Raw genomic sequence first — 25,877 nt, forward strand, 5'->3', positions numbered from 1 at the left:
CTTGAAGAAACGAAGACTGTTTAGCACTCGCAGACTGAGAGTGCTACGTCGAGTCTAGGGGTCTGTTGGCACTCGTGCAACGTGAGTGCCAACAGCACGACGGATGCCTCGCGGCGGCCGCCTGACGCCGGCTGCGCCGGTGCTAGCGTGGCGGGATGGATCGCGCCGAGCTGCTCGAGCTGCTGAGCCCCGAGGGCCTCCGACTCCTCGACTCGCTCCCCCGCTGGACCGGCCGCGACCAGGTCGTGCAGGCCGTGAGCCGGCTCCGCAAGGAGGGCCACTCGGCGGGGGTCGTGGCGGCCGCCCTCACCCAGTCGCGGCTGCGCGCGCGGGCGGAGGCGAAGTTCGGGCCCTTCGCCGAGCGCATGCTCTTCACCGAGGCGGGCCTCGAGCAGGCGACGCGCCTCCGCGTCGCCGCGCTGCACGCCGGGCGCTTCGACGCCGCGGGCCTGCGCCGCGTCGCAGACCTCGGCTGCGGCATCGGCGGCGACGCGCTCGCGATGGCCGCGATCGACCTGCACGTGACGGCGGTCGAGGCCGACGAGGTCACCGCCGCGATCGCGGCCTACAACCTCACCCCGTTCGCGCACGCGGAGGTGGTGCATGCCGACGCGGCATCCGTGCCCCTCGACGACGTCGACGCGGCCTGGCTCGACCCCGCCCGCCGCCGCACCGAGCAGGGCACCACGACCCGGCTGTCGGACGCCGCGGACTACTCGCCGAGCCTCGACACGGTGTTCGCGATCGCCGAGCGGATGCCCGTGGGCGTGAAGCTCGGCCCCGGAACCGACCGCGACGTCATCCCCCACGACGCGGAGGCGCAGTGGGTGTCGGTCGACGGCGACCTCGTCGAGCTCGTGCTCTGGACCGGCGTGCTCGCCCGCGACGGGGTGGGCCGGGCTGCCCTGGTGCTGCGCGACGACGGCGCGCACGAGATGGTCGCGCCGGCCGACAGCGAGGACGCCCCGACCGGTGAGCTCGGCGCATTCGTGTACGAGCCCGACCCGGCGGTCATCCGGTCCCGGCTCATCGGCGACCTCGCGCGCCGGCTCGACGGGCGCATGGTCGGCGACGGCATCGCCTACGTCTCGGCCGACGACCTGACGCCGACGCCGTTCGCGACCGCGTTCCGCGTGCTCGAGCAGCTGCCGCCCGACGAGCAGGACCTGCGACGGGCGCTGCGCGACCGCGGCATCGGCGTGCTCGAGATCAAGAAGCGCGGGGTCGACGTCGATCCGGCGGCGCTCCGGAAGCGACTGAAGCTGCGCGGCGACGCGAGCGCGACGGTCATCCTGACCCGGGCGCAGGGGCGGCACGTGGCTCTGCTCGCCGAGCGGGTCTGAACCGGCCCGGTTCCCCGCGCTCAGGCGGTGATGCCGAGCACGTTCGCGTAGTAGACGATCCAGATCGCCGAGAACAGCGTGCCGATCCCGCCGGTGACGATGCCGACGACCGAGCGCACGTTGTCGTCGGTGCCACGCCGGACGCCCAGGACGCCGAACACGATCGCCGCGATCGACAGCGGCACGGCCCAGCCGATGAACAGCGACGAGAACAGCCCCAGGATGCCGCTGACGGACGCCACGGTGCCGTAGAGCGACCGCTCGACGACCGCCTCCTCGGCGGCGTGCTCGTCGGGCTCGGGCAGCTCCCAGTCGCGGTGCACGACCAGGAGCTCGCCGGTGGAGAGCTTGGAGATCTGGCCCGTGTCGTACGGCACCTCGAACTCGCGCGCCGGCGCCTCCTCGCGGGGCGGCTCCTCGCGGGGCGGCCCCTCGCGGGGCGGCTGCGGCGGGGCCGGTTCGACGGGCGGACGCGGAGGCGGCGGCGGGGGCGGGCCGCCCGACGACGCAGCGCGCCCGGCCGCAGGATCCTGCGGCCGGGCGCGCCCGTCGTCGAACGTCATCGGTGGCGTCAGTAGTAGTACTCGAACGGGGCGGCCGCGATGAGCGCGATCCATCCGATGATCGAGATCAGGCCGATCGCGATGCCCACGAAGCCGGTGATGATGCCGGCGAGCGCCATGCCCTTGCCCTTGGGTTCCTTCTTGCGGCCCAGGAAGCCGAGCACGACCGCGGCGGCCGGGATGAACAGCTGCAGGATGCCGCCCACGATCGGGATCCACACCACGGCCAGCGAGCCCACGATGCCGATGATGCCCGCGACCAGCGAGATGATCGACAGGACGGGAGCGGACTCGCCGGACGCCGGTGCGGGCGTCGGCGACGCCGCGTACGACACCTGCTCGGTGCCCGCCGGCCCGTAGGCCGACGGTGCGGGAGGCGGAGGCGTCGACGCGGCCGCCTGCGGAGCGGCCGGCGGTGCGGTCGGCTCGGGTGCGGGCGGAGCGGGCGGCGCAGTCGGCGTCTCGGGCTGGGCTGGCACGACCGGCTCGGCCGGGGTCGGCGCGAGCGGCTCCTCCGGTGCCGGGGGCGCCGGCTCCGCGGGCGTCGGCGCCGTCGGCTCGGCGGGTGCGGGCGCGTCGGGCTCGGTCGGTGCCGGGGTCTCCGGCTCCTCGGGCTTCTCGGACGGGGTGTTCGGGTCGGTCATTGCGTGTCCCTCGTGCGTGTGGTTCCCGGTCGCCCGGGCCGGTGGATCAGTAGGTCAGGCTGCCGGTGCTCGCGAGGAACCCGAAGGCCGCGATCCAGATGATGATGCCGATGAGGCCGAGCACCAGGCCGATGTAGCCGATGATCAGGCCGGCGATGGCGAGGCCGCGGCCCTGCTCGCCGGTCTTCTTGATCTGGCTGAGCGCGATGTGCCCGGTGATGACCGCGGCGAGCGAGATGAAGAACGCCGACACGAGCGAGATGATCGCGAGGACATTGGTCTTCTGCGTGTTCGGTGCGGCGGCGTACTGGCCGGACGGGGCGGGTGCGGCGGAGTAGTCGGGCTGCTGCGGGGTGTTGGGGTCGGTCACGATGAACTCTCCTCGGGAGGCGGTGCAGGACGACGGATGCCGCGTCGCGCGCACCCGGGCACCGCTGCTGCGCGGCGCTCGTACCTCACCATAGCGGTGCGCCTCGCCCGCCCGCAGGAGGGTTAACCCGAGGATGTCGCGGCGCGTCTCAGGACTGGATCGTCGTGACCGGCAGCGTCGAGTCGGCGCCGAAGTCGAGGGTCGACGGCGCGTGCCCGGCCATGATGCGCTGGGCGCCGAGCGCGGCGATCATCGCACCGTTGTCGGTGCACAGCGACAGGGGCGGGATGCGCAGGGCGATGCCCGCCGCATCCGCCCGCTCCTCGGCGAGGGCTCGCAGGCGCGCGTTGGCCACCACGCCGCCGCCCAGCAGCAGCCGAGGCACGCCGAGGTCGACGCACGCGGCGATCGCCTTGCCGACCAGCACGTCGGCGACCGCCTCGCGGAAGCTCGCCGCCACGTCGCCGACCGGCACCGGCTCGCCCGCGTCCTCCCGCTGCTCGACCCAGCGCGCGACCGCGGTCTTCAGGCCCGAGAAGCTGAAGTCGTAGCGATGCCGCTCGAGGTCCTTGGGCTTGGTGAGCCCGCGCGGGAAGCGGATGGCGCGCGGGTCGCCGTCGACGGCTGCGGCGTCGATGCGCGGCCCGCCGGGGTAGGCGAGGCCGAGCACGCGGGCGACCTTGTCGAAGGCCTCGCCGGCGGCGTCGTCGATCGTCTCGCCGAGCAGCTCGACGTCGCTCGTGAGGTCCTTCACGAGCAGCAGCGAGGTGTGACCGCCCGAGACGAGCAGCGCCACGGTCGGGTACTCGAACGGCTCGTCGTCGGAGAGGATGTCGGCGCCCACGTGCCCGACCAGGTGATTGACCGCGTAGATCGGCACGTCGAGCGACAACGCGAGCGCCTTCGCCGCGCCGACGCCGACCATGAGCGCGCCGGCGAGGCCGGGGCCGTTCGTCACCGCGATCGCGTCGACCTCGTCGAGCGTCACGCCCGCGCGGTCGACGGCCTCGCGGAGCGTGGGGCCGAGCGCCTCGAGGTGCGCGCGCGCGGCGACCTCGGGGACCACGCCGCCGTAGCGCGCGTGCTCCTCCATCGACGAGGCGATGACGTTCGCGAGCAGGGTCGAGCCGCGCACGATGCCGACGCCGGTCTCGTCGCAGCTCGTCTCGATGCCGAGCACCAGGGGGTCGGCGCGGTTCACTCGGCCACCTCCGAGACGACGGATGCCGCGGGGCGCGTGACGGGCGCCGTCAGGCGCGCGCGCATGACGAGCGCGTCCACGCCGTCGGGCTGGTAGTAGCCGCGGCGACGGCCGAGCTCGGCGAAGCCGAGCGAGCGGTAGAGCGCCTGGGCGACCGGGTTGTCGGCGCGCACCTCGAGGAAGACGTCGTGCGCGCCGCGCCGCCACGCCTCGGCGAGCAGCGCCTGCATGAGGGCGCGGCCGAGGCCGCCCGAGCGCGCGTCGGGCGCGACCGCGATGGTCTGGATGTCGCCCTGGCCGGAGCCGCGCGGTGCGAGCAGCCCGGCGTACGCGACCACGACATCGGGCTCGTCGGCGGGCGTCGCGACGAGGTAGTGGCCGTGCTCGTCGACCAGTTCGCGCGCCATGGAGTCGGCCGACCACGCGTCGGAGGTGAAGACCGACCGCTCGATCGCCATGATCGCGTCGAGGTCGGCGGCCGCGGCCCGCCGCAGCATCCAGCTCATGCGCTCACCCGCTTCGGCCCCGCCGACGGCGTCACGTCGGGCGAGCGGAGGTAGAGCGGCTCGTCGGGTGCGAACGCGAGCCCCGCGCCGAGGGTGCGTGCCGCGAGCGTGCCGAGCGCCGCTGCCGAGACGACGTGCGCGTCGAGCCGTTCCCCGGCCGGCACCGGCAGGTCGTCGGGCTTGGCCAGGCCGGGCCCGTCGGCGCGGATCGGGACGCCGTGCGCGTCGAGGCCGTCGTAGGCGCTCCAGTACCGCTCGCGACGTCGCGCGTCGGTGACGACGAGCAGCGGGCCGTCACCGCCCGCGAGGGACCACTCGAGCGCGATCGCGTCGTGGCTGACGACCGGCAGCAGGCGGCATCCGGCGCCGAACGCGAACGCGTGCGCCGCGGCGATGCCCACCCGGAGGCCCGTGAACGGGCCCGGGCCCATGCCCGCGACCACGCCGGTCACGTCGCGCGCGGCGACGCCGGACTCGTCGAGCGCCTGCGCGACGAGCGTGCCGATCGCCTCGGCGTGGCGCATGGTGTCGTCGGTGGCGCGCTCGGCGCGCACGCGGCCCGACTCGTCGACCACGGCGACACCGGTGCCCGCCGAGGTGTCGATCGCGAGCAGCATGCTCACAGCCTACGTCGGGTCGGCGTAGCGGCCGCCCGCCCAACGCGGGCCGCGCCCGGTGACGCGCAGGGTGCGCGGCTCGTCGTCGTCGAGGTCGCCGGATGCCTCGGGCCCGTCCGCGCCCTCGGCGGCGCCGGTCGGGCGCGCGATCTCCACCTCGAGCCACGAGTCGGCGACCCCGTCGAGCATGCCCGCGCCCCACTCGACCACCACGACCGACCCGGCGAAGTCGATGTCGAGGTCGTCGAGCTCCATGGCGCTGCCGAGCCGGTACGCGTCGACGTGCACGAGCGGCGGGCCGTCGACCAGGCTCGGGTGCGTGCGCGCCAGCACGAAGGTCGGGCTCTGCACCGGGCCGCGCACGCCGAGGCCCGCGCCGATGCCCCGCGTGAGCGTGGTCTTGCCCGCCCCGAGCGGCCCGGTGAGCACGACCAGGTCGCCGCGACGCAGGTCGGCCGCGAGCGCGCGGCCGGCGTCCTCCATGGCGTCGGCGGTGGGGACCTCGCGCACGATCACGGTGCGCCCCGGTACGTGCGCGGCACGCGCGGCCCGATGCGCGTGACGATCTCGTACCCGATCGTGCCCGCGGCATCCGCCCACTCGTCGGCCGTGGGCGCGCCTGTCGACGGGTCGCCGAACAGCACCACCTCGTCGCCGGTCTCGACCGGGACGGTGCCGGCATCGACGAGGAACTGGTCCATCGCGACCCGCCCCACGATCGGCCGCACCTCGCCGCCGAGCAGTACGCTGCCCGCGCCCGAGGCGTGCCGGGGCACGCCGTCGGCGTAGCCGAGCGGCACGAGCGCGAGGGTGGTCGGCGCACTGGCTCGCCAGGTCAGGTCGTAGGAGGCTCCCGCGCCCGCGGGCACCCGGCGCACCGCCGCCACGCGACCCCGCAGGGTCATGGCGGGCACCAGGCCGAGGTCGGCGCCCGTCGTGCCGTCGCCGTAGGGGGTGAGCCCGTACATGCCGATGCCGACTCGCACGAGGTCGAAGCGCGCGTCGGGTCGGCGCAGCGCGGCCGCCGTGGAGGCGAGGTGGCGGTGGGTCGGGCGCAGGCCCGCGGCATCCGCCGCCTCGAGCGCCGCCGTGAAGGCGGCCAGCTGCGCGTCGTCGTCGGCGTCGGAGGCGTTGGCGAGGTGGCTGAACACGCCGTCGACGGTGAGGGTGCCGGATGCCTCGAGCTCGCGCGCGCGCGCGACGACCGCTCCCCACCGGGCCGGCTCGACGCCGTTGCGGCTGAGCCCGGTGTCGATCTTCAGATGCACGGTCGCCGGGGCGGCGCCGCGCGCGACGGCGCCCGCGACCTGCTCGAGCTGCCCCTCCGAGGACACGCCGAGCGCGATGCCGGCGTCGAGCGCGGGCGCGAAGTCGAGGCCGGGGTCGTGCAGCCAGGCGAGGATCGGCGCGTCGATGCCCGCGGCACGGAGGGCGAGCGCCTCGTCGACGTCGGCGACCCCGAGCAGGCGTGCCCCGCCCACGAGCGCGGCGCGGGCGACCGGCAGGGCGCCGTGCCCGTACGCGCCGGCCTTCACGACGGCCATGACCGCGGCGGGCGCGGCGACCTCGGCGATGCGCGCGACGTTCGCGCGGATCGCGCCGAGGTCGACGACCGCCTCGCGGAACGGGCCGGGGGCGGCGGCGCTCACGACGCCCCTTCGAGCACGACGAACGCCGTCGCGACCCCCGCGTCGTGGCTCATCGACACGTGCACGTGCGCGATGCCGCGCTCCCGCACGTGCGCGTCGAGGGCGCCGTGCAGCACGAAGTCGGGGTTGCCCTCCGGGTCGTTGACGAGCTCCATGTCGTGCCAGCGCATCACGTCGGGCCCGCCGAGCGCCTTGATGAGCGCCTCCTTCGCGGCGAACCGCGCCGCGAGCGAACGCGCCGGCCGGTCGCGCTCCCCCGCCGTGAACAGGCGCTCGCGCAGGCCCGGGGTGCGCGTGATGGCGCGCTCGAAGCGCGCGACGTCCACGACGTCCACCCCGATACCGGCGATCACGTGCCCGCTCCCCCGGCTACTCGACCGTGACCGACTTGGCGAGGTTGCGCGGCTGGTCGACGTCGAGGCCCTTCGCCGCGGAGAGCTCCATGGCGAAGATCTGCAGGGGCACGACGGCCAGCAGCGGCTCGAAGAGCGGGCCGGCCAGCGGGATGCGCAGCACCTCGTCGGCGAACGGCAGCACCGCGGCATCCCCCGCCTCGGCGATCGCGATGACGCGCGCGCCGCGCGCACGGATCTCCTGGATGTTCGAGACCACCTTCGGGTGCAGCGAACCCGAGTTGCGGGGGCTCGGCACCACGACGAAGACGGGCTGCCCGGGCTCGATCAGCGCGATCGGCCCGTGCTTCAGCTCACCCGCGGCGAAGCCCTCGGCGTGGATGTACGCGAGTTCCTTCAGCTTCAGCGCGCCCTCGAGCGCGATCGGGTAGCCCACGTGCCGGCCGAGGAAGAGCACCGAGCGGGTGTCGGCCATCCAGTGCGCGAGCTGGGCGATGCGCTCGCCCTGCTCCAGCACCGTTGCGAGCTTGCCCGGCACCTGCTCGAGCTCGTGCGCGGCGGTCTCGAGCTCCTGCGGCGACGTCGTGCCGAGCACGCGCGCCAGGTGCAGGCCGAACAGGTAGAGCGCCGCGATCTGGGCGACGAACGCCTTCGTCGACGCGACCGCGACCTCCGGACCGGCGTGCGTGTAGATCGCCGCGTCCGACTCGCGCGGAATGGTCGCGCCCTGCGTGTTGCAGACCGCGATCGTGCGCGCGCCCGCCTCGCGGGCGTACTTCACGGCCATGAGCGTGTCCATGGTCTCGCCCGACTGGCTCACCGAGATCACGAGCGTGTCCGGCCCGATGACCGGCTCCCGGTAGCGGAACTCGTGGCTGAGCTCCACGTCGACCGGCACGCGCGCCCACTTCTCGATCGCGTACTTGGCGACCATGCCCGCGTAGGCGGCCGTGCCGCACGCGATGACGGTGATGCGGCGGATGCCCCGGAGCACGTCGTCGCCGAGTGCCTCGAGCTCGCCCACCACGACGGTGCCGTCGACCAGGCGGCCGCGGAGGGTGTTCGCGACCGCCTCGGGCTGCTCGCTGACCTCCTTCTGCATGAAGCTCGACCAGCCGCCCTTGTCGGCGGCGTCCGCGTTCCACGCGACCTCGAACGGCTCGACCGTCACGGGGCCGCCGTCGAAGTCGGTCACGACGACCTCGTCGGCGGTGATCGCCACGATCTGGTCCTGGCCGATGGCGAGCGCGTTGCGGGTGTGCTCGACGAAGGCCGCGACATCCGACCCCAGGAAGTTCTCGCCCTCGCCCAGGCCGATCACGAGCGGCGAGTTGCGCCGGGCGCCGACGACGAGCCCGGGGGCGTCCCGGTGCAGCGCGAGCAGGGTGAACGCGCCGTCGAGCCGCACGACCGTGCGACGGAACGCCTCGACGAGATCGCCCGTCGCGCGGTACTCGCGGCCGAGCAGCACGGCGGCGACCTCGGTGTCGGTCTCGCTGGCGAACTCGGCGCCGTCGGCGAGCAGCTCGTCGCGCAGCGCGGCGAAGTTCTCGATGATGCCGTTGTGGATCACGGCGAGGCGCCCCTCGTCGGCCAGGTGCGGGTGCGCGTTGCGGTCGGTGGGGCCGCCGTGGGTCGCCCAGCGGGTGTGGCCGATGCCGGTGCCGCCGCGGGGCACCGGGTGCTCGGCGAGCTCGTCGACGAGCGTCTGGAGCTTGCCCGCCTTCTTGCTCGTGCCGAGGTTGCCCTCGTCATCGATGACGGCGACTCCGGCCGAGTCGTAGCCGCGGTATTCGAGGCGACGCAGGCCTCCGAGAAGGACGTCCAGGCTGTTGGCCGGCCCGACGTACCCGACGATTCCACACATGGGGGCGATTGTATCCGCGCCCGCCGGTGCACCGGCTGCACGCGACATCCCCGCCCGTGCACAGCGGCGGGCGCCGCGCGGGCGCGCGACTAGACTGACCGGGATGTCCGATCCGACGACCGCACCCGTCGCGACGCAGCACATCTCCCCCTTCGTCGAACTCGACCGGGCGGATTGGGCCGCGCTCGCCCCGTCGATGCCGCTCCCGCTCAGCGAGATCGAGCTGGTGCAGCTGCGCGGCCTCGGCGAGCCGCTCGACCACGACGAGGTCGCAGAGGTCTACCTGCCGCTCAGCCGGCTGCTCAACCTCTACGTCGGCGGCATGACCCACCTGCACCGCCTGACCAGCGACTTCCTCGGCGAGCGCGCCGAGCGCACGCCGTTCGTGATCGGCGTCGCCGGCTCGGTCGCGGTCGGCAAGTCGACCATCGCCCGCCTGCTGCGCGAGCTGCTCTCGCGCTGGGAGCACACCCCGCGGGTCGAGCTGGTCACGACCGACGGGTTCCTGCTGCCGAACGCCGAGCTCGAGCGCCGCGGCCTGATGAGCCGCAAGGGGTTCCCCGAGTCGTACGACCGGCGCGCCCTGCTGCGCTTCGTGAGCGACGTGAAGGCGGGGGCGCCCGAGGTGCGCGCACCGTTCTACTCACACCTCAGCTACGACATCGTGCCCGACGCCCAGATCACGGTGCGCCAACCCGACGTGCTCATCGTCGAGGGCCTGAACGTGCTGCAGCCGCCCGCACCGGGCCACCGGCTGGCGGTCAGCGACCTGTTCGACTTCACCATCTACGTCGACGCGCGCACGCAGGACATCGCCCGCTGGTACGAGGAGCGGTTCCTCCGCCTGCAGCGGGGCGCGTTCACCAACCCGAACTCGTACTTCCACCGCTACGCCGAGCTCACCGAGGAGCAGGCGCGCGCCCGGGCGCGCGAGATCTGGAGCTCGATCAACGAGCCGAACCTCGAGCAGAACGTGCGGCCCACGCGCTCGCGCGCGTCGCTCGTGCTGCGGAAGGACTCGGATCACGCCGTGTCGAGCGTGCTGCTGCGGAAGATCTGAGCCCGTCCTCCGCGTGCGTCGAACGGCGCTGGGGCGTCAGACGGCGAGCTCGGCGCGCACGACGTCGGCGAGCGCCTCGGCGTGCTGCTGCGCGACGTCCTGCTCGGCCGCCTCGACCATGACCCGCACCATCGGCTCGGTGCCCGACGGGCGGAGCAGCACGCGTCCCGAGTCGCCGAGCTCGGCCTCGGCCACCTGTTGCGCCGCCGCGATCGCCTCGTTCCCGGCGAGCGCGTCGCGGTCGACGCCGCGCACGTTCAGCAGCACCTGGGGGTAGACGGTCATGACGTCGGCCAGGTCGGCGAGCGACCGGCCGGTGCGCGCGACCTCGGCCGCGAGGTGCAGGCCCGTGAGCACGCCGTCGCCGGTGGTGGCGAACTCGGTCATGATGACGTGCCCGCTCTGCTCGCCCCCGAGGGCGAGGCCCTCGGCGGCGAGCGCCTCGAGCACGTAGCGGTCGCCGACCTTCGTCTGCACGACGCGGATGCCGTGCTCGTCCATGGCGCGGCGCAGGCCGAGGTTGCTCATGACCGTGGTCACGAGGGTGTCGTCCGTGAGCGCCCCGCGCTGCTGCATCGCGATCGCGAGGATCGCCATGATGCGGTCGCCGTCGACCACCTGTCCGCGGTGGTCGACCGCGAGGCAGCGGTCGGCGTCGCCGTCGTGGGCGATGCCCAGGTCGGCGCCGTGCTCGAGGACCGCGGCCTGCAGCACCTCGAGGTGCGTCGAGCCGACGCCGTCGTTGATGTTGAGCCCGTCCGGGTCGGCGCCGATGACGGTCACCTTCGCCCCGGCGAGCGCGAACGCCTCGGGCGAGACGCCGGCCGCGGCGCCGTGCGCGCAGTCGATGACGACGTGCAGGCCGTCGAGCCGGTTCGGCAGGGTGCCCACGAGGTGGAGCACGTACCGGTCCTCGGCGTCGGCGAAGCGTCGGATGCGACCCACGTCGCCCCCGATCGGGGTGAGCTTCTCGCCGCCGAGCCGCGCCTCGATGCGGTCCTCGACCTCGTCGGGCAGCTTCGTGCCGCCGAACGAGAAGAACTTGATGCCGTTGTCGGGCGCCGGGTTGTGCGAGGCGGAGATCATCACGCCGAAGTCGGCGTGCTCGCTCGCGATGAGGTATGCGGTCGCCGGAGTCGGCAGCACGCCGGCGTCGAGCACGTCGATGCCGGAGCTCGCGAGGCCCGCGACGACCGCGGAGGTGAGGAACTCACCGGAGATGCGCGGGTCGCGCGCGACGACGGCCACCGGCTTGCGGCCCGCAGCGCGGATCGAGTCCGCGTGGCGGCCCTGCGTGAGCACGAGGGCAGCCGCCTGGGCGAGTTCGAGGGCCAGCACAGCCGAGAGTTCCCGGTTGGCCAGCCCCCGAACGCCGTCCGTGCCGAAGAGGCGGGGCATGGAGCCGTCGCGCCTCAGCGCTTGGAGAACTGCGGAGCCTTGCGGGCCTTCTTGAGACCGGCCTTCTTGCGCTCGATCACGCGCGCGTCGCGGGTGAGGAAGCCGGCCTTCTTGAGGGTCGGGCGGTTGTGCTCGCGGTCGATCTCGTTCAGCGCACGGGCGATCGCGAGGCGCAGGGCGCCGGCCTGGCCCGAGGGGCCGCCGCCGGTGATGCGTGCGATCACGTCGTAGCTGCCGCGCAGGTCGAGCACGGTGAACGGGTCGGTGATGAGCTGCTGGTGGAGCTTGTTCGGGAAGTAGTCCGCGAACTCACGGCCGTTGACCGTGATGGAGCCGGCGCCGGGCACGACGCGCACGCGGGCGATGGCCTGCTTGCGACGGCCGACGGCTGCGCCGGACACGTTGAGGATGACGCGCTCCGAGGCCGGGGTCTCGGTCGGCGCGCTCTCGGTGGTGTAGCTCTCGGGAGCCTGGTCGATCTGGTCTGCGATCTTCGCCACGATGAATGAATCCTTTGGTCTTGTACGTCGAGAAGGGAGCGCCGTTACTGGGCGATCTGGGTGAGGGTGAACGCCTTCGGCTGCTGCGCGGCGTGCGGGTGCTCCGGGCCTGCGTAGACCTTCAGCTTCTTGATCTGGGCGCGACCCAGCGAGTTCTTCGGGAGCATGCCGCGAACCGCCTTCTCGACGGCGCGGACCGGGTTCTTCTCGAGGAGCTCGGCGTAGCCGACGGCCGAGAGGCCGCCCGGGTAGCCCGAGTGGCGGTAGGCCTTCTTCTGCTCGAGCTTCTGGCCCGTGAGGGCCACCTTCTCGGCGTTGACGATGATCACGAAGTCGCCGGTGTCGACGTGGTTCGCGAAGATCGCCTTGTGCTTGCCGCGCAGCAGGGCTGCGGTGTGGCTGGCGAGGCGGCCGAGCACGATGTCGGTCGCGTCGATGACGACCCAGTCGCGCTGGATCTCATTCGGCTTGGGGGTGTAGGTGCGCGTCACGGAAGTGCTGCTTTCTGATCGAGAGAGGGGTTCGTGAATCCCACTCCGTGGGAGTTCGCCCGCGATGCGGTCGAACGCCCGGTGGAGGGCTCATCTTCGGGTGCCGACGCAGGTGGCGGCACCAAAGAGACAGCTTAGCCCACGACCCCGTCGGCGTGCAATTCGCGCCGTGCCCGCGTCTGGCGGGCGCGGGCCGCCAGTTCCGCATCGTCGGGGTACCCGACCTCGGTCAGCACGAGCCCCTTCGCCGGCATCACCCGGAACGCGCTCGTGCGCTCACCCGCCCGCATGAGCGCGAGCGGCTCGTCGACCCCGAGCTTCCCCTGCCCGACCGCGACGCACGCCCCGACCAGTGCGCGCACCATCGAGTGGCAGAACGCGTCGGCCTGGAGCGCTGCGACGAGCACGCCGTCCGCTTCGCGGCGCCACGTGAACGCCTGCAGCGTGCGGATGGTGGTCGCCCCCTCGCGCGGCCGGCAGAACGCGGCGAAGTCGCCGAGCCCCAGCAGCGAGCCCGCCGACCGGTCCATGGCCTCCGCGTCGAGGGGCGACGGATGCCACACGGTGTGCGCCCGCGCGAGCGGGTCGCGTGTCGCCGAGGCATCCGCCACCCGGTACTCGTAGCGGCGCCACACCGCCGAGAACCGTGCGTCGAACCCGTCGGGAGCGATCGCCGCCGCGTGCACGACGACGTCGGCGTCGTGCGCGCCGAGGATGCCGGTGAGCCGCCGGAGCAGCACCCCGGCCGGATCGGTCGCGCGGCCCGAGGCCGGGTCGCCGCGGCGCGGGCGCGTGACCGACTCGAGCGCGTCGGGCTGCACGTCGAGGTGCGCGACCTGGCCGCGCGCGTGCACGCCCGAGTCGGTGCGCCCGGCGACCGTCAGCCGCGGAGCCGTGCCCGTGCGGCGGAACAGCGTCGCGAGCGCCTGCTCGAGCACGCCCTGCACGGTGCGCTGCCCCGGCTGCGCGCTCCAGCCGTTGAACCCCGAGCCGTCGTAGGCGAGGTCGAGGCGGATGCGGGTGGGCGACGCGCCCGCGGGCGCGGGTTCGCCCGCGGCATCCGTCTGCTCGTCGCTCACGACCCCAGCCTACGGTTCGGCGCGCGACCGCCGGTGCCGCCCACGGTCAGGGCAGGCGCCCGAACGCGGCGGCGAGCGCATCGGCGTAGAGCGCGCCGCCCGGCGCGAGCGGATGCGTTCCGTCGCTCGCGAGCGCCTCGGGGTGCGGTGCGACCGCCGCCCGCCACCCGCTGACGGCGGCCGTCGCGTTGGCGCCCGAGACCCGCGCGAGCCGGTCGTTCACCGTCGCGGTCCAGCTCATCGGGCCCGCCACGTCGACGAACACCACCCGGCGGTCGGGGCCGGCGATGTCGATGATCTGCTGGTAGACCGAGTCGGGCCCGTCGCCGTTGGTGCCGAGGCCGACGACCACGTAGCTGCGGAGCCGGCCCGCAGCGGCGAGCGCGGCCACCACGGCCGGGCCCTCGCGCATCTGGCGCGACACGGACGCGTCGATCGCGATGCCCGGGAACCGGCGCTGGAGCTCCGGGGCCGCGGCGAGCATGACCGAGTCGCCGATCGCGCTGATGCGGTCGCCCGACGGGATCGCGGCCGCGGCGATCGGCTCGGGTTCCGGCTCGGGTGCGGGTGCCGGTTCCGGCTCGGGTTCGGGCTCGGGTTCGGGCTCCGGCGCCGGTTCCGGCTCCGGTTCCGGTTCCGGTTCCGGCGAGGCCGCCGGCTCGGGCCCGCCCGCAGGTTCCGCGTCGGCGGCCGCGGGCGCCTCGGCCTCCGCGGCCGGCCCTCCCGAGGCATCCGCCCCCACCGCAGCCGCACCGCGTTCGATCGCCGCCGCGGCGCTCGAACGCTCCGGCGCCGCCGCCACGCCGACCACTGCCGTGGCCACCAGCGCGGCCGCGGCCGCCGACGCCACCAGCGCCGTCGCCGTCCGCATCGGCGCACCGCGGCGCACGGCGTCGACGACGGCGCCCGCCGCGCCCCGGAAGCCGAGGCGTCGCACGGGCGTCTCGATCCAGCGGAACGACGCCGTCGCGGCGCCGACCGTGAGCAGCACGGCCGCCGACGCGGCGAGCGGGCCCGGTGCGACGACCGTCCCCGAACCGAGCGCCGCCGTCACGAGCACCAGCACCGGCCAGTGCCACAGGTAGAGGCCGTACGAGCGCACGCCGATCCACCGCATCGGCCCGGCGTCGAGCACGCGACCCACCGCCGGCTCGGCGACCACGACGCGGATCAGCCCCGCCGTCGCCAGGCACGCGGCCAGCATGCCGCCGTTGTACGCGAACCCGGCAGCCGGATCGAGCACCAGCGCCAGCGCGACGATCACCCCGAGCAGCAGCGCCGCCATCAGCCCGCGCGTCGCCAGACGGCTCGCGGGCGCTCGCCCACCCGCATCCGATCGCCCGGCCAGGTGCAGGGCGAGGAACGCGCCGATCAGCAGCCCGAACGCGTGCGTGCCCGTGCCGTAGTACGCCGCCGTCGGGTCGCCCGCGGCGACCACGACCATCGCCACCGACGACAGCGCCGCCGCGTAGCCCACCACCCAGAGCCGCACCACCGGCGCGAACGCGCGCAACAGCAGCACCAGCAGCGGCGGCCAGACGAGGTAGAACTGCTCCTCGATCGCCAGCGACCACAGGTTGCGGAACAGTTCGGGCGACGTCGCGCCGAGGTAGTCGGACTGCGCGGCGATGGCGAGCCAGTTGAAGCTGAACGTCGCACCGCCCACGAGCTGCCAGCCGATGCCGAGCAGCACGTCGCCGCCGACCAGCGCGCCCGCCGCCGTGCACACCAGCAGCACGAGCGCCAGCGCGGGCAGCAGCCGACGCGCCCGCCGAGCCAAGAACCCGCGCAAGGAGATGCGGCCGCTCGCCGCACGCTCGCGCAGCAGCAGGGTCGTGATCAGGAAGCCGCTGATGACGAAGAAGACGTCCACGCCGATGAACCCGCCGGGCAGCAGCCCGCCCGTGACGTGGAAGAGGACGACCGCGACGACCGCGATCGCGCGCAGTCCGTCGAGCCCGGCGACGCGGCCGGACGCGGTGGGTGCGGGCGGCACGCGCTCGGTCGTCGCTGGATCCACCGGGCCCCCTCCCGTCGTCCACCGCTCCGGCGCGGCGTGCTCAGCTCAGGCTACGACCTCAGAACTCCAGCGAGTACGCCAGCTCGCGGTGGTGCTCGCGATAGCCCATCGATTCGTAGAGCGCGTTCGCGCCCGTGGGGCTGTCGGCGTCGACCTCGAGCACGCTCGACGCGAAGCCGGCCGCCGCGGCCGCGTGCAGGTGCCCGGCGAGCAGCCGCCGGGCGATGCCGCGCCCGCGGCCCTCGCGGCGGACCCCCACGTACTCGACGTAGATGCCCGCCTCGCCCTCGTGCTCGTCGGTCGCCTCGTACTCGCTCGCCAGCAGGAACCCGACCACCCGGTCGCCGTCGACCGACACCAGCGACAGGTCGCCGCGGAACCCCTCGCCGCCGACCAGGTGCCCCCACTGCTCGGCGCTCATGACGTCGCTGCCCCAGTGGTCGCGGAACGCGTCGTTGCGGGCGTGCCGCACGGCCTCGGCGTCGTCGTCGCGGTACGGCCGCACCGTGGCATCCGCCTCGGGCAGTTCGGGCAGGGGCGCGTGCAGGTCGCGGGAGAACTTCAGGAAGTAGCGCTTGACCGCCATGCCGGCGCGCTCGAACAGCCGGCCGTTCGCCGGCGTGCGCTCCTGGGCGTAGCCGAACACGACGCCGGGCAGCAGCGAGTCGCTGTGCGCGAACTGCTCGACCGCGCGCGCGAGCTCCCAGTCGAGCAGGACCCGACCGATGCCGCGCCCGCGGAAGTCGGGGTGGACGCCGCCGAACAGGAAGCTGCGCACCATGAACTCGGCGCCCTCCGGGCGCAGCACGATGCCGTGCGCCGCCAGGCGTCCGTCGGCCGCGAAGCCGAGCACCGTGTCCTGCCCGAGGTCGAGCTCGCTGCGACCGAGCATGTCCGCGACCTCCTCGCGACCGGAGCGCCACTCGGGATGGTCCGCCGCCGCGAGCGCGTGCTCGAACGCGGTGATCAGGTCCACGTCGTCGCGGGTCGCCGGGCGCCACGAGGTGATCTCGTCGTGCGCCGGGGTCGCGGTGCGCCGTGCCGACGCGACGCGGTCGCGCAGCGGTTCCTGGCGGGGTTCGGGGTGGAGGGACTCGGTCATGGTGCCCATCCTCTCGGGGCTCGGGGTGTGCTGCGGTGACGACGAACGCCCCGGGCACGGGTGCCCGGGGCGTTCAGACGTGGTGGACGCGAGACCTACTTGGCCTCGGCGTCGGCCTCCTCGGCGGCGGCCGGCTCGGCGGTCTCGTCCGCGGCGGCCTCGTCGGCGGCGGGTGCCTCCTCGACCACGGCCTCCTCGGCGGCGGGCTCCTCGGCGACCGGCTCCTCGGCGGCGGGTGCGGCCTTCGCCGGCTTCGCCTTCGGGGTGACGGGCTCGAGCACGAGCTCGATCACGGCCATGGGGGCGTTGTCGCCCTTGCGGTTGCCGATCTTCGTGATGCGGGTGTAGCCGCCCTCGCGGTCGGCCACCTGCGGCGCGATCTCGGTGAACAGCTCGTGCACGACGCTCTTGTCGCCGATGACCGAGAGGACGCGACGACGGGCGTGCAGGTCACCGCGCTTGGCGAAGGTGACCAGGCGCTCGGCGAACGGACGCAGGCGCTTGGCCTTGGTCTCGGTCGTCGTGATGCGCTTGTGCGTGAACAGGCTGCTGGCGAGGTTCGCGAGCATGAGACGCTCGTGCGCGGGTCCGCCTCCGAGGCGGGGGCCCTTGGTGGGCTTGGGCATTGTTCTGTATCTCCAGTGGTGGGGGTGTGCGAGGCGCGCGCGGCGTGCCTAGTTCTCTTCGTCGAACCCGGTGTAGAAGTGCGCGCCGTCGAAGCCGGGGACCGAGTCCTTCAGCGACAGGCCCATCTCGGTGAGCTTGTCCTTGACCTCGTCGACCGACTTCTGGCCGAAGTTGCGGATGTTCATCAGCTGGGTCTCGCTCAGTGCGACGAGCTCCGAGACCGTGTTGATGCCCTCGCGCTTCAGGCAGTTGTACGAACGCACCGACAGGTCGAGGTCCTCGATCGGGATCGAGAGCTCGCTCGAGAGCACGGCGTCGACCGGCGCGGGGCCGATCTCGATGCCCTCGGCGGCGTTGTTCAGCTCGCGGGCGAGGCCGAACAGCTCGGTGAGCGTGCGACCGGCCGACGCGATGGCGTCGCGCGGGCTGATGGCCGCCTTGGTCTCGACGTCGACCACGAGTCGGTCGAAGTCGGTGCGCTCACCGGCACGCGTCGCCTCGACGCGGTAGGTGACCTTCAGCACGGGCGAGTAGATCGAGTCGACCGGGATCTGGCCGGCCTCGGAGAACTCGCTGCGGTTCTGGCTGGCCGAGACGTAGCCGCGGCCGCGCTCGATGGTGAGCTCGAGTTCGAACTTCGCGGTGTCGTTCAGGGTCGCGATGACGAGCTCGGGGTTGTGCACCTCGACGCCCGCCGGAGCCGAGATGTCGGCCGCGGTGACCTCACCCGAACCCTGCTTGCGCAGGTACGCGGTGATGGGCTCGTCGTGCTCGCTGGAGACGACCAGGTTCTTGATGTTGAGGATGATCTCGGTGACATCCTCCTTCACGCCCGGCACGGTGGAGAACTCGTGCAGCACGCCGTCGATGCGGATGCTCGTGACGGCGGCACCGGGGATCGACGACAGGAGGGTGCGGCGAAGCGAGTTGCCGAGGGTGTAACCGAAGCCCGGCTCGAGGGGCTCGATCACGAAACGCGAACGGAACTCCGAGATGTTCTCTTCCGTGAGCGTGGGACGCTGTGCGATCAGCACTATGGATTCCTTTCGGCTCAGTGCCCGCTATATGACACTTTGCGATGGAGACCGGGTGGCTGGCCCGGCCGGATATGGAGTTGTTGAGAGAACGGATGCGCCGGTCGGGCGCGGGGCGTCGGCGCGACGGACCACGGGTCCGGCCGATCCGCCGGCGCCCGACCGGCGGAGCGTCAGACGCGGCGGCGCTTCGGGGGCGGCAGCCGTTGTGCGCCTGCGGCGTCACGTCGTTGATGCTGCCGACCTCGAGGCCGGCGGCCTGGAGCGAGCGGATCGCGGTCTCGCGGCCCGAGCCCGGGCCCTTCACGAAGACGTCGACCTTCTTCATGCCGTGCTCCTGCGCCTGGCGGGCGGCCGACTCGGCGGCCAGCTGCGCGGCGAACGGGGTCGACTTGCGCGAGCCCTTGAAGCCGACGCCACCGGAGGAGGCCCAGCTGATGACCGCGCCGGTCGTGTCGGTGATCGAGACGATCGTGTTGTTGAAGGTCGACTTGATGTGGGCCTGGCCCACGGCGACGTTCTTCTTGTCCTTCTTGCGGGGCTTGCGAGCCGCCGACTTGGGTGCTGCCATGACTTCTCCTGAATCCTCGTCGCTGGCCGGGGGCTAGCGAGCCTTCTTCTTGCCGGCGACGGTGCGCTTCGGGCCCTTGCGGGTGCGCGCGTTGGTCTTGGTGCGCTGGCCGCGGACCGGGAGGCCGCGGCGGTGGCGGATGCCCTCGTAGGAGCCGATCTCGACCTTGCGGCGGATGTCGGCGGCCACCTCGCGGCGGAGGTCGCCCTCGACCTTGTAGGTGCCCTCGATGTGGTCGCGGAGGGCGACGAGCTGGTCGTCGGTGAGGTCCTTCACGCGGATGTCGCCGGAGATCCCGGTCTCCGCGAGGGTGGCGAGCGCGCGGGTGCGGCCCACGCCGTAGATGTACGTCAGTGCGATCTCCACGCGCTTCTCGCGCGGGATGTCGACGCCTGCCAGACGTGCCATGTTGGCTTCTCCTGAATGGTGTTCGAGAGGTGTGGAGCAACGCCGGTGCCCGGGCCTCTCTCCCGAGGTGTCATCCGCGCGAAGCGGAATCCTGGCGTTGCCGTGTCGTATTCAGTTGTGGGATTCGTCGTGCCGCGCGCGGGCGGCGCAGGTCAGCCCTGGCGCTGCTTGTGGCGCGGGTTCGACTTGCAGATGACCATGACGCGACCGTTGCGGCGGATGACCTTGCAGTGGTCGCAGATGGGCTTGACGGAGGGGTTGACCTTCATGTGGGGGTTCCTTGTTGCATCGCTGTCTTCGTACCCGTGGGGTGCCGCGGGCCGTTACTTACAGCAGAGACCTACTTGTAGCGGTAGACGATGCGGCCGCGGGTCAGATCGTAGGGGCTCAGCTCCACGATCACGCGGTCCTCGGGGAGGATGCGGATGTAGTGCTGACGCATCTTGCCCGAGATGTGGGCGAGCACCTTGTGCCCGTTCGTCAGCTCGACCCGGAACATGGCGTTCGGGAGAGCCTCGACGACCGAACCTTCGATCTCGATGACACCGTCTTTCTTGGCCATAGCCTCACTATCGCTAGGGTTGGAATCTGCTGGTCGTGCGATCGTCTCGCGCCCCGCTCGCCCCGCTCGGTGGCATGGCGGTATCGAGGCGCGAAACACCAAGGGTCAACATTACGCCATCCGGCGCGGTTTCGCCAATCGGATGCCCGTGGGCCGACGGTTCCCCGGAGTCGCGGCGTCAGGCCTGCTGACGTTCCCGCACGCGCTCGACGAACGGCGCGAACAGGGCGTGCGTCGGTGTCAGGCCCGTGACCTCGGCGACGAAGGCCTCGGCGTCCTGCTCGCGGAGCATCCGCTGCAGTTCGACGCTCTGCTCGTCGGCGGGCACGTCGAACCGCAGCGCGGCGGCCATCGCGTCGAGCAGGGCCCGCGGCGCGATGCCGCGGTCGGCGAGTTCGGCCGCAGGGCCGACGAAGCGCTCGTGCCGGCTGAGCTTGCGCAGCGGCTGCCGGCCGACCCGCTCGACGGTGTCGGGCAGCGCCTCGTTGCGGAACCGCTCGAGGATGGTCTCGCGGTACCGCGTCTGCGCCTCCTCGGCGAACTCGTGCTTGGCCACGAGCAGCGCGGAGGTCTCCTCCAGCACCCCGGTCACCGCGGCCTCGACGAGCGGGTCGGTCAGGGCGTCGGCGATCGACACGTGCCCGCCGATGAAGCCGAAGTAGGCGATCGAGGCGTGCCCCGTGTTCACGGTGAAGAGCTTGCGCTCGATGTACGGCGCGAGGTCGTCGACGAAGTGCGCACCCGGGATCGCGGGTGCCGCGTCGCCGAACGGTCGGCGCTCGATGGCCCACTCGAAGAAGGTCTCGACGGTCACGTCGAGGCCCGCGTCCGGGTCCTGGCCGGGCACGATGCGGTCGACCGCGGTGTTCGCGAACACCGCACGGCCGGCGATCGACGCCCACTCCTCGGCCGAGCAGAGCGCCGCGGTCTCGTCGCGCAGCAGGTCGGTCGCGTTGATGGCGTTCTCGCAGGCCATCACCTGCAGCGGCGGCGCCTCGTCGGCGCGGGCCCGGAGCCCCGCGAGCACGTGCGGGGCGATGAAGCGCAGGATGGTCGGGCCGACCGCGGTCGTGAGCACGTCGGCCGTGGCGACCTCGTCGGCGACCCGGTCGGCGTCGGTGGCGCTGTTCAGCGCACGGAAGCCGTCGACCCGCGTGGTCGACGACTCGCGCCCGACCGCGTGCACGAGGTAGGCGTCCGCCGCGGCGAGCGCGTCGATGAGCTCCGCGTTCACGTCGGCGAACACCACCTCGTACCCGGCCTCGTGGAGCAGCAGCCCCACGAAGCCGCGGCCGATGTTCCCGGCGCCGAAGTGGACGGCCTTCATCAGCCGTTGACCTCCCCGAGCGCCGCGTAGAGCTCGTCGGCGTCTCCGGCGGCCAGCAGGCGCTCGACCTCGTCCTCGTCGGAGAAGACGAGCGCGATGCGGGAGAGGATCTCGAGGTGCTCGTCGCCGATCCCCGCGATGCCGACGACGAACCGCACCTGCTCGCCGCCCCAGTCGATCGCCTGGTCGTACCGCGTGATCGACAGCGCCGAGCGCAGGATCGCGTCCTTCGACTCGTTCGTGCCGTGCGGGATGGCCAGCAGGTTCCCCATGTACGTCGACACCGACTGCTCGCGCTCGAGCATCGCGTCGACGTACGCCGGGGTGACCGCGCCGGCCTCGACGAGGATGCCGCCCGCTGCGCGGATGGCCTCCTCTCGACCGGCCGGCGCGGCGGCGAGACGGACGTTCCCGGGTGACAGCACCTGATCGCTCATGTCATCCATTCCCTTCATTCCCGCCGCCGCGCCCCGCGGTCAGCGAACCCCTTCGGACTGCAGCATGTGCACGACCTCGTCGTACTTCGGGGAGTTCATGAAGTTCTCCACCGAGACGTGCAGTGCGCTGGGCGACTGCAGCTTCGCGCGGTCGGTCAGGTCCTGGTGCGTGATCACCAGGTCGACGTCGTCCTTCAGGTTGGCGATCGACTGGTTCGTCACGGTGACGCTGTCGATGCCCGCCTTCTTGATCTTGTTGCGGAGCACCGTGGCGCCCATCGCGCTCGAGCCCATGCCGGCGTCGCACGCGAACACGATCGAGTGGATCGGCTTGTGCTCGAACGCCTCGCGCTCGCCCTCCTCGATCAGCGCGCCGCCAGCGGCGACGCCCTCGGCCTGCAGGCCGCCGAGCACCGAGCTCTCCTTGCCCTTGTTCGCCTGCGTCTGCGCGATCGCGTCGCTCAGGTCGCCGGCGTTCTCGCGTTCGAGGTCGCGCCTGCGACTCGCCCGCAGGATGATCGAGGCGATGACGAACGAGACCGCCGCGGAGAGCACCACCGAGAGGATGACGCCGAGGTAACTGTCGTTCGCGGTCTGGATGAGCACCGCGATGATGCTGCCCGGTGCCGCCGGCGCTCGGAGGCCCGAGTCGAACAGCACGTTCGTGGCGACGCCGGTCATGCCGCCGGCGATCACGGCCAGCACCGTGAGCGGCTTCATGAGCACGTACGGGAAGTAGATCTCGTGGATGCCGCCGAAGAACTGGATGATGATCGCGCCGGGAGCGCTCGCCCGCGCCATGCCGACGCCGAAGATCGCGAACGCGAGCAGCAGGCCGAGGCCCGGGCCGGGGTTCGCCTCGATCAGGAACAGGATCGACTTGCCCTCCTCGGCCGCCTGCTGCGTGCCGAGCGGGGTGAACACGCCGTGGTTGATGGCGTTGTTCAGGAAGAGGATCTTGCCCGGCTCGACGAGGATCGACACGAGCGGCAGCAGCGACACCGAGATCAGCCAGTCCACCCCGGTCTCGAGGAGGTTGCTGATCCACTCGACCGCCGGTCCGAACGCGAAGTAGCCGACGATCGCGAGGATGCCGGCGAGGATGCCGGCGGAGAAGTTGTTGACGAGCATCTCGAAGCCCGCCTTGATCTTCCCCTCCCAGATGCGGTCGACCTGCTTCATGAGGTACGCCGCGAGCGGGCCCATGATCATCGCGCCGAGGAACATCGGGATGTCGGTGCCGACGATCACGCCGACCGTCGCGATCGTGCCGACCACGCCGCCTCGGGTGTCGTAGACGAGGCGACCGCCCATGTTCGCCAGCAGCAGCGGGAGCAGGTAGATGATCATCGGCCCGACGAGACCGGTGTACTCGTTGCCCGCCGCATCGGGGAAGCCGCCGAGCTGCGGCACGGGCGTCCACCCGGTCTCGATGAAGAACGCGGTGATGAGTCCCCAGGCGATGAACGCCGCGATGTTCGGCATGACCATGCCGCTGAGGAACGCGCCGAAGCGCTGGATCCCGACGCGAGCGCCGCCCTTGGGCTTCGTGGCGTCGGGGGATGACGTCGTTGTCATGATGGTGCCTCTCCTATGACTGGGGCGCGGACACGTCGTGCCGGGCCGTGACGGAGCCTGCGGCGTCCTTGGCCGCCTGCTGGGCTTCGGCCGCACCCTCGGCGGCCAGTGCTGCGCGGGCGATCGCGATCGCGTCGTCCTTCGTGTACCGCGCCAGGGACGCGCGGACGTCTGCGAGTGCCGACGGGGACATCGACAGGGTGGTGGCGCCGAGGCCGACGAGCACCACGGCGAGCATCGGGTCGGCCGCGGCCTCGCCGCAGATGCCGACCGGGCGCCCGAGCTCGTGGCCCGCCTCCCCCACGGAGGCGACCAGCGAGAGCACCGCCGGGTGCCACGGGTTCTGGAACGCCGCGACCGTGCCGAGCATGCGGTCGGCAGCCATCGTGTACTGCGTGAGGTCGTTGGTGCCGATCGACGCGAAGTCGGTGGCCGTCAGCAGTCGGTCGGCGAGCAGCGCCGCGCTCGGCACCTCGATCATCACGCCGGCCGTGCGGATGCCGAGCTCCTTGGCGAGCGCGGTGAAGTAGCGCGCCTCCTCGACGTTGGCGACCATGGGCGCCATGACCCAGAGGTCGGCGTCGGTCGCCGCATCCGCCGCCGCCAGCGCCGTGAGCTGCTCGCGCAGGATCGCCTCCGACTCGCGGAGGGCGCGGATGCCGCGCAGGCCCAGGGCCGGGTTCTCCTCGTCGGCGTCGTTGAGGAACGACAGCGGCTTGTCGGCGCCCGCGTCGAGCACGCGCACGACCACCTTCTTGCCGGCGAAGGCGTTCAGCAGCCGGGTGTACTGCTCCTGCTGCTCGCGCACGGTCGGCGCCTGCTGCGCGTCGAGGAACAGGAACTCGGTGCGGAACAGCCCCACGCCCTCGGCGCCGAGCTCGACCGCTCCGGCGGCGCCGTCGGCCGAGCCGAGGTTCGCGAGCAGCGGCACCGGGGTGCCGTCGGCGAGCGCGCCCGGCGTCACCGGCGCGGCCGCGCGCGCCTTGCGCTCGGCGATGCGCTCCTGGGCCGCGGCGGCCTGGTCGGGGCTCGGGCCGACGATGACGAGGTCGTTCTCGGCGTCGACGATGACCTGGTCGCCCGAGTCGAGCTGCCCGGCGCCGGTGGCGCCGACGACCGCGACGATCGACTTCTCGCGGGCGAGGATCGCGGTGTGCGAGGTGGGGCCGCCGTCGATGGTGACGAGCCCGAGCACCTGGTCGAGGTCGAGCGTCGCGGTGTCGGCGGGCGCGAGGTCGCGCGCGACGAGCACGAACGGATGCCCCGGATTCGGCACGCCCGGCGCGGGGAGCTTCAGCAGGTTGGCGATCACGCGCTGCGACACGTCGTCGAGGTCGGCGGCGCGCTCCGCCATGTAGCCGCCCATGCCCGCGAGCATCTCGCGGAACGAGGCGAACGCCTCGAACACCGCACGCTCGGCGGTCTTGCCGTCGGCCAGGCGCTTCACGATGTCGTCCATGAGCGTCGGGTCCTCGGCCATCATGGCCTGGGCCTCGAGCACGTCCTGCGCCGAGCCGCCGGCCTTGGCCCCGCGCCCCTGCAGCTCGGCCGCGACGACCGCGAGCGACCCGCGGGCGCGCTCGGCCTCCTTGTCGGGGTCGAGGTGGCTGGGCCGGTCGACCGGCTCGGGCAGCGGCTCGGCCATCCGGACCACCGGTCCGAGTGCGACGCCCAGGCCGATTCCGGTTCCCTGCAGTTCCATCACGCGTCTCCCATCCTGTTCGCGAACGGGAGCGGGCGCCCGCTACGAGTCGTGGTCGGTGCTGAGCAGCTCCACGAGCCGCTCGAGCACCGCGTCCTCGTCTCCCCCGTCGACCGTGAGGGTGACGGTGTCACCGTGGTCGATCCCCTGCGAGATGACGGCCAGGATGCTCGCGGCGTTGACGGGCGAACCGCCATCCTTCGCGATCGTGACCTGGGCTCCCGACTCGGCAGCTGCCTGGGTGAAGAGCTTCGCCGGCCTGGCGTGCAGTCCGTGGCTCGATCCGATCTGGACAGTGCGTTCCACCATGATTCCGGCCTCCGTCGTTGGCGTCCGTTCCCGTTCTCACCATAGACCCGGCTCGCGCGCACGGGAACGGCGACGCGCACTCGCGGGTTCACGATCGCTTCCCTGCCGCGGCGAGGGCGAGATCGAGGGCTTCCTCCCCGTCGCGCGCCGCGAAGACGCGCTCGGGCATGACGGCGACGGCGACGGATGCCTCGGAGGCGCGCTCGCGCACCGCATCGGCCAGCGCACCGACGTGGGCGCCGAGCAGCACGACGTCGACCGCGTCGAGCCCGGCGTCGAGCCGCGTCGACCCCGCCGCCTCGACCGTGCAGTCGAGCCCGCGGTCGCGCGCGCTGCGACGCACGCGCTGCGCGACGAACGTGCTGGACGCCCCCGCGCCGCAGACCACCAGGATCCTCATCGATCCGCTCACCGCTTCCGTGCCGTTGCAAGTCGTGCCGACCCCCGACGAGCCGGCGCCCCCGCCGAGGTTCCGGTGGGGCACGTCACCAGTGTGGCGAGCGACCCCGGTCCGTCACCACCAGACCTGTTTCCGCACCCCGGAAAAGCGGGCGTTCCG

29 protein-coding genes and 1 pseudogene are annotated in these 25,877 nt (G+C 72.7%); 2 read left to right on the forward strand and 28 right to left on the reverse strand.

Features of this window, described 5'->3' with window-relative positions; genetic code table 11:
* Nucleotides 1-155 precede the first annotated feature (155 nt).
* A complete protein-coding gene (locus QUE38_RS03865) occupies nt 156-1,343 on the forward strand; it encodes a class I SAM-dependent methyltransferase (protein WP_286310305.1) in 1,188 nt (395 codons plus the stop codon).
* A gap of 20 nt (nt 1,344-1,363) precedes the next feature.
* On the opposite strand, the gene QUE38_RS03870 is transcribed toward QUE38_RS03865, so the two are convergent.
* From QUE38_RS03870 to glmS, 10 genes are all read right to left on the reverse strand, one after another.
* A complete protein-coding gene (locus QUE38_RS03870) occupies nt 1,364-1,906 on the reverse strand; it encodes a hypothetical protein (RefSeq protein WP_286310307.1) in 543 nt (180 codons plus the stop codon).
* A gap of 8 nt (nt 1,907-1,914) precedes the next feature.
* A complete protein-coding gene (locus tag QUE38_RS03875; protein WP_286310309.1) occupies nt 1,915-2,550 on the reverse strand; it encodes a DUF4190 domain-containing protein in 636 nt (211 codons plus the stop codon).
* A 46-nt stretch (nt 2,551-2,596) separates the two neighbouring features.
* Entirely contained in the window at nt 2,597-2,920 is a 324-nt protein-coding gene (locus QUE38_RS03880; protein ID WP_286310310.1) for a DUF4190 domain-containing protein, read from the reverse strand.
* Between the two features lie 148 nt (nt 2,921-3,068).
* The gene (gene tsaD, locus QUE38_RS03885) at nt 3,069-4,121 is read right to left on the reverse strand and encodes a tRNA (adenosine(37)-N6)-threonylcarbamoyltransferase complex transferase subunit TsaD (protein WP_286310312.1); all 1,053 of its coding nucleotides are present in this window, start codon (nt 4,119-4,121) and stop codon (nt 3,069-3,071) included.
* Entirely contained in the window at nt 4,118-4,627 is a 510-nt protein-coding gene (rimI, locus tag QUE38_RS03890) for a ribosomal protein S18-alanine N-acetyltransferase (protein WP_286310313.1), read from the reverse strand. Before rimI ends, tsaD begins: the two co-directional genes overlap by 4 nt.
* Nucleotides 4,624-5,244, reverse strand: coding sequence for a tRNA (adenosine(37)-N6)-threonylcarbamoyltransferase complex dimerization subunit type 1 TsaB (gene tsaB / locus QUE38_RS03895; RefSeq protein WP_286310314.1), 621 nt, complete (start codon nt 5,242-5,244; stop codon nt 4,624-4,626). The genes rimI and tsaB overlap by 4 nt, the downstream gene beginning before the upstream one ends.
* A gap of 9 nt (nt 5,245-5,253) precedes the next feature.
* A complete protein-coding gene (gene tsaE, locus QUE38_RS03900; RefSeq protein ID WP_286311647.1) occupies nt 5,254-5,727 on the reverse strand; it encodes a tRNA (adenosine(37)-N6)-threonylcarbamoyltransferase complex ATPase subunit type 1 TsaE in 474 nt (157 codons plus the stop codon).
* A gap of 29 nt (nt 5,728-5,756) precedes the next feature.
* A complete protein-coding gene (alr, locus tag QUE38_RS03905; protein ID WP_286310315.1) occupies nt 5,757-6,893 on the reverse strand; it encodes an alanine racemase in 1,137 nt (378 codons plus the stop codon).
* Nucleotides 6,890-7,246 (reverse strand): holo-ACP synthase, encoded by a 357-nt coding sequence (locus tag QUE38_RS03910; protein ID WP_286310316.1) that lies wholly within the window; start codon nt 7,244-7,246, stop codon nt 6,890-6,892. The genes alr and QUE38_RS03910 overlap by 4 nt, the downstream gene beginning before the upstream one ends.
* A gap of 16 nt (nt 7,247-7,262) precedes the next feature.
* Entirely contained in the window at nt 7,263-9,113 is a 1,851-nt protein-coding gene (gene glmS, locus QUE38_RS03915; RefSeq protein WP_286310318.1) for a glutamine--fructose-6-phosphate transaminase (isomerizing), read from the reverse strand.
* Between the two features lie 103 nt (nt 9,114-9,216).
* Here glmS and coaA point away from each other — a divergent pair, with 103 nt between their 5' ends.
* A complete protein-coding gene (gene coaA / locus QUE38_RS03920; RefSeq protein WP_286310320.1) occupies nt 9,217-10,173 on the forward strand; it encodes a type I pantothenate kinase in 957 nt (318 codons plus the stop codon).
* A 36-nt stretch (nt 10,174-10,209) separates the two neighbouring features.
* Here the strand turns inward: coaA and glmM are convergent, their stop codons facing one another.
* From glmM to QUE38_RS04010, 18 genes and pseudogenes are all read right to left on the reverse strand, one after another.
* Nucleotides 10,210-11,571 carry a phosphoglucosamine mutase gene (gene glmM / locus QUE38_RS03925; protein ID WP_286310322.1) on the reverse strand — a complete coding sequence of 454 codons (1,362 nt, stop codon included), beginning with the start codon at nt 11,569-11,571 and terminating at the stop codon, nt 10,210-10,212.
* A 14-nt stretch (nt 11,572-11,585) separates the two neighbouring features.
* Nucleotides 11,586-12,071 (reverse strand): 30S ribosomal protein S9, encoded by a 486-nt coding sequence (rpsI, locus tag QUE38_RS03930; protein WP_286310324.1) that lies wholly within the window; start codon nt 12,069-12,071, stop codon nt 11,586-11,588.
* Between the two features lie 44 nt (nt 12,072-12,115).
* Entirely contained in the window at nt 12,116-12,562 is a 447-nt protein-coding gene (rplM, locus tag QUE38_RS03935; protein WP_286310326.1) for a 50S ribosomal protein L13, read from the reverse strand.
* A gap of 134 nt (nt 12,563-12,696) precedes the next feature.
* On the reverse strand, nt 12,697-13,641 hold the full coding sequence (gene truA, locus QUE38_RS03940; protein WP_286310328.1) for a tRNA pseudouridine(38-40) synthase TruA: 945 nt from the start codon (nt 13,639-13,641) through the stop codon (nt 12,697-12,699).
* 46 nt (nt 13,642-13,687) lie between these two features.
* On the reverse strand, nt 13,688-15,661 hold the full coding sequence (locus tag QUE38_RS03945) for an acyltransferase family protein (protein ID WP_286310330.1): 1,974 nt from the start codon (nt 15,659-15,661) through the stop codon (nt 13,688-13,690).
* Between the two features lie 58 nt (nt 15,662-15,719).
* Nucleotides 15,720-16,763, reverse strand: a complete 1,044-nt coding sequence (locus QUE38_RS03950) for a GNAT family N-acetyltransferase (protein ID WP_286310332.1) — start codon at nt 16,761-16,763, stop codon at nt 15,720-15,722.
* Nucleotides 16,764-16,858: 95 nt separating this feature from the next.
* Entirely contained in the window at nt 16,859-17,389 is a 531-nt protein-coding gene (gene rplQ / locus QUE38_RS03955) for a 50S ribosomal protein L17 (RefSeq protein WP_286310334.1), read from the reverse strand.
* A 48-nt stretch (nt 17,390-17,437) separates the two neighbouring features.
* Nucleotides 17,438-18,424 carry a DNA-directed RNA polymerase subunit alpha gene (locus QUE38_RS03960; RefSeq protein WP_281884965.1) on the reverse strand — a complete coding sequence of 329 codons (987 nt, stop codon included), beginning with the start codon at nt 18,422-18,424 and terminating at the stop codon, nt 17,438-17,440.
* A gap of 173 nt (nt 18,425-18,597) precedes the next feature.
* Nucleotides 18,598-18,995, reverse strand: a pseudogene (gene rpsK, locus QUE38_RS03965) (30S ribosomal protein S11).
* 33 nt (nt 18,996-19,028) lie between these two features.
* Nucleotides 19,029-19,403 carry a 30S ribosomal protein S13 gene (rpsM, locus tag QUE38_RS03970; RefSeq protein WP_281884961.1) on the reverse strand — a complete coding sequence of 125 codons (375 nt, stop codon included), beginning with the start codon at nt 19,401-19,403 and terminating at the stop codon, nt 19,029-19,031.
* A gap of 152 nt (nt 19,404-19,555) precedes the next feature.
* A complete protein-coding gene (gene rpmJ / locus QUE38_RS03975) occupies nt 19,556-19,672 on the reverse strand; it encodes a 50S ribosomal protein L36 (RefSeq protein WP_055821300.1) in 117 nt (38 codons plus the stop codon).
* 71 nt (nt 19,673-19,743) lie between these two features.
* Complete coding sequence (infA, locus tag QUE38_RS03980; RefSeq protein ID WP_021759551.1) at nt 19,744-19,965, reverse strand: translation initiation factor IF-1; 222 nt, start codon at nt 19,963-19,965, stop codon at nt 19,744-19,746.
* Nucleotides 19,966-20,143: 178 nt separating this feature from the next.
* The gene (locus QUE38_RS03985; RefSeq protein ID WP_286310336.1) at nt 20,144-21,292 is read right to left on the reverse strand and encodes a mannitol-1-phosphate 5-dehydrogenase; all 1,149 of its coding nucleotides are present in this window, start codon (nt 21,290-21,292) and stop codon (nt 20,144-20,146) included.
* A complete protein-coding gene (locus QUE38_RS03990; RefSeq protein WP_286310337.1) occupies nt 21,292-21,729 on the reverse strand; it encodes a PTS sugar transporter subunit IIA in 438 nt (145 codons plus the stop codon). The genes QUE38_RS03985 and QUE38_RS03990 overlap by 1 nt, the downstream gene beginning before the upstream one ends.
* Nucleotides 21,730-21,768: 39 nt before the next feature.
* Nucleotides 21,769-23,307, reverse strand: a complete 1,539-nt coding sequence (locus QUE38_RS03995; protein WP_286310338.1) for a PTS mannitol transporter subunit IICB — start codon at nt 23,305-23,307, stop codon at nt 21,769-21,771.
* A 13-nt stretch (nt 23,308-23,320) separates the two neighbouring features.
* The gene (ptsP, locus tag QUE38_RS04000; RefSeq protein ID WP_286310339.1) at nt 23,321-25,009 is read right to left on the reverse strand and encodes a phosphoenolpyruvate--protein phosphotransferase; all 1,689 of its coding nucleotides are present in this window, start codon (nt 25,007-25,009) and stop codon (nt 23,321-23,323) included.
* Between the two features lie 42 nt (nt 25,010-25,051).
* Entirely contained in the window at nt 25,052-25,318 is a 267-nt protein-coding gene (locus QUE38_RS04005) for an HPr family phosphocarrier protein (protein WP_286310340.1), read from the reverse strand.
* A gap of 88 nt (nt 25,319-25,406) precedes the next feature.
* Nucleotides 25,407-25,718 carry a PTS sugar transporter subunit IIB gene (locus QUE38_RS04010; RefSeq protein ID WP_286310341.1) on the reverse strand — a complete coding sequence of 104 codons (312 nt, stop codon included), beginning with the start codon at nt 25,716-25,718 and terminating at the stop codon, nt 25,407-25,409.
* Between the last annotated feature and the right edge of the window lie 159 nt (nt 25,719-25,877).

Source organism: Agromyces mangrovi, assembly GCF_030296695.1.
Lineage (GTDB): Bacteria > Actinomycetota > Actinomycetes > Actinomycetales > Microbacteriaceae > Agromyces > Agromyces mangrovi.

Coding starts and splice junctions, on each gene's coding strand:
- QUE38_RS03875 (WP_286310309.1), bottom strand. CDS start 2,550: ATGACCGACCCGAACACCCCGTCCGAGAAGCCCGAGGAGCCGGAGACC.
- rpsM (WP_281884961.1), bottom strand. CDS start 19,403: ATGGCACGTCTGGCAGGCGTCGACATCCCGCGCGAGAAGCGCGTGGAG.
- QUE38_RS03985 (WP_286310336.1), bottom strand. CDS start 21,292: ATGAAGGCCGTCCACTTCGGCGCCGGGAACATCGGCCGCGGCTTCGTG.
- rimI (WP_286310313.1), bottom strand. CDS start 4,627: ATGAGCTGGATGCTGCGGCGGGCCGCGGCCGCCGACCTCGACGCGATC.
- glmM (WP_286310322.1), bottom strand. CDS start 11,571: ATGCCCCGCCTCTTCGGCACGGACGGCGTTCGGGGGCTGGCCAACCGG.
- tsaB (WP_286310314.1), bottom strand. CDS start 5,244: ATGCTGCTCGCGATCGACACCTCGGCGGGCACCGGTGTCGCCGTGGTC.
- QUE38_RS03995 (WP_286310338.1), bottom strand. CDS start 23,307: ATGACAACGACGTCATCCCCCGACGCCACGAAGCCCAAGGGCGGCGCT.
- QUE38_RS04010 (WP_286310341.1), bottom strand. CDS start 25,718: ATGAGGATCCTGGTGGTCTGCGGCGCGGGGGCGTCCAGCACGTTCGTC.
- glmS (WP_286310318.1), bottom strand. CDS start 9,113: ATGTGTGGAATCGTCGGGTACGTCGGGCCGGCCAACAGCCTGGACGTC.
- QUE38_RS03950 (WP_286310332.1), bottom strand. CDS start 16,763: ATGACCGAGTCCCTCCACCCCGAACCCCGCCAGGAACCGCTGCGCGAC.
- ptsP (WP_286310339.1), bottom strand. CDS start 25,009: ATGGAACTGCAGGGAACCGGAATCGGCCTGGGCGTCGCACTCGGACCG.
- QUE38_RS03865 (WP_286310305.1), top strand. CDS start 156: ATGGATCGCGCCGAGCTGCTCGAGCTGCTGAGCCCCGAGGGCCTCCGA.
- QUE38_RS04005 (WP_286310340.1), bottom strand. CDS start 25,318: ATGGTGGAACGCACTGTCCAGATCGGATCGAGCCACGGACTGCACGCC.
- tsaE (WP_286311647.1), bottom strand. CDS start 5,727: ATGGAGGACGCCGGCCGCGCGCTCGCGGCCGACCTGCGTCGCGGCGAC.
- rpmJ (WP_055821300.1), bottom strand. CDS start 19,672: ATGAAGGTCAACCCCTCCGTCAAGCCCATCTGCGACCACTGCAAGGTC.
- QUE38_RS03870 (WP_286310307.1), bottom strand. CDS start 1,906: ATGACGTTCGACGACGGGCGCGCCCGGCCGCAGGATCCTGCGGCCGGG.
- QUE38_RS03990 (WP_286310337.1), bottom strand. CDS start 21,729: ATGAGCGATCAGGTGCTGTCACCCGGGAACGTCCGTCTCGCCGCCGCG.
- rplQ (WP_286310334.1), bottom strand. CDS start 17,389: ATGCCCAAGCCCACCAAGGGCCCCCGCCTCGGAGGCGGACCCGCGCAC.
- infA (WP_021759551.1), bottom strand. CDS start 19,965: ATGGCCAAGAAAGACGGTGTCATCGAGATCGAAGGTTCGGTCGTCGAG.
- coaA (WP_286310320.1), top strand. CDS start 9,217: ATGTCCGATCCGACGACCGCACCCGTCGCGACGCAGCACATCTCCCCC.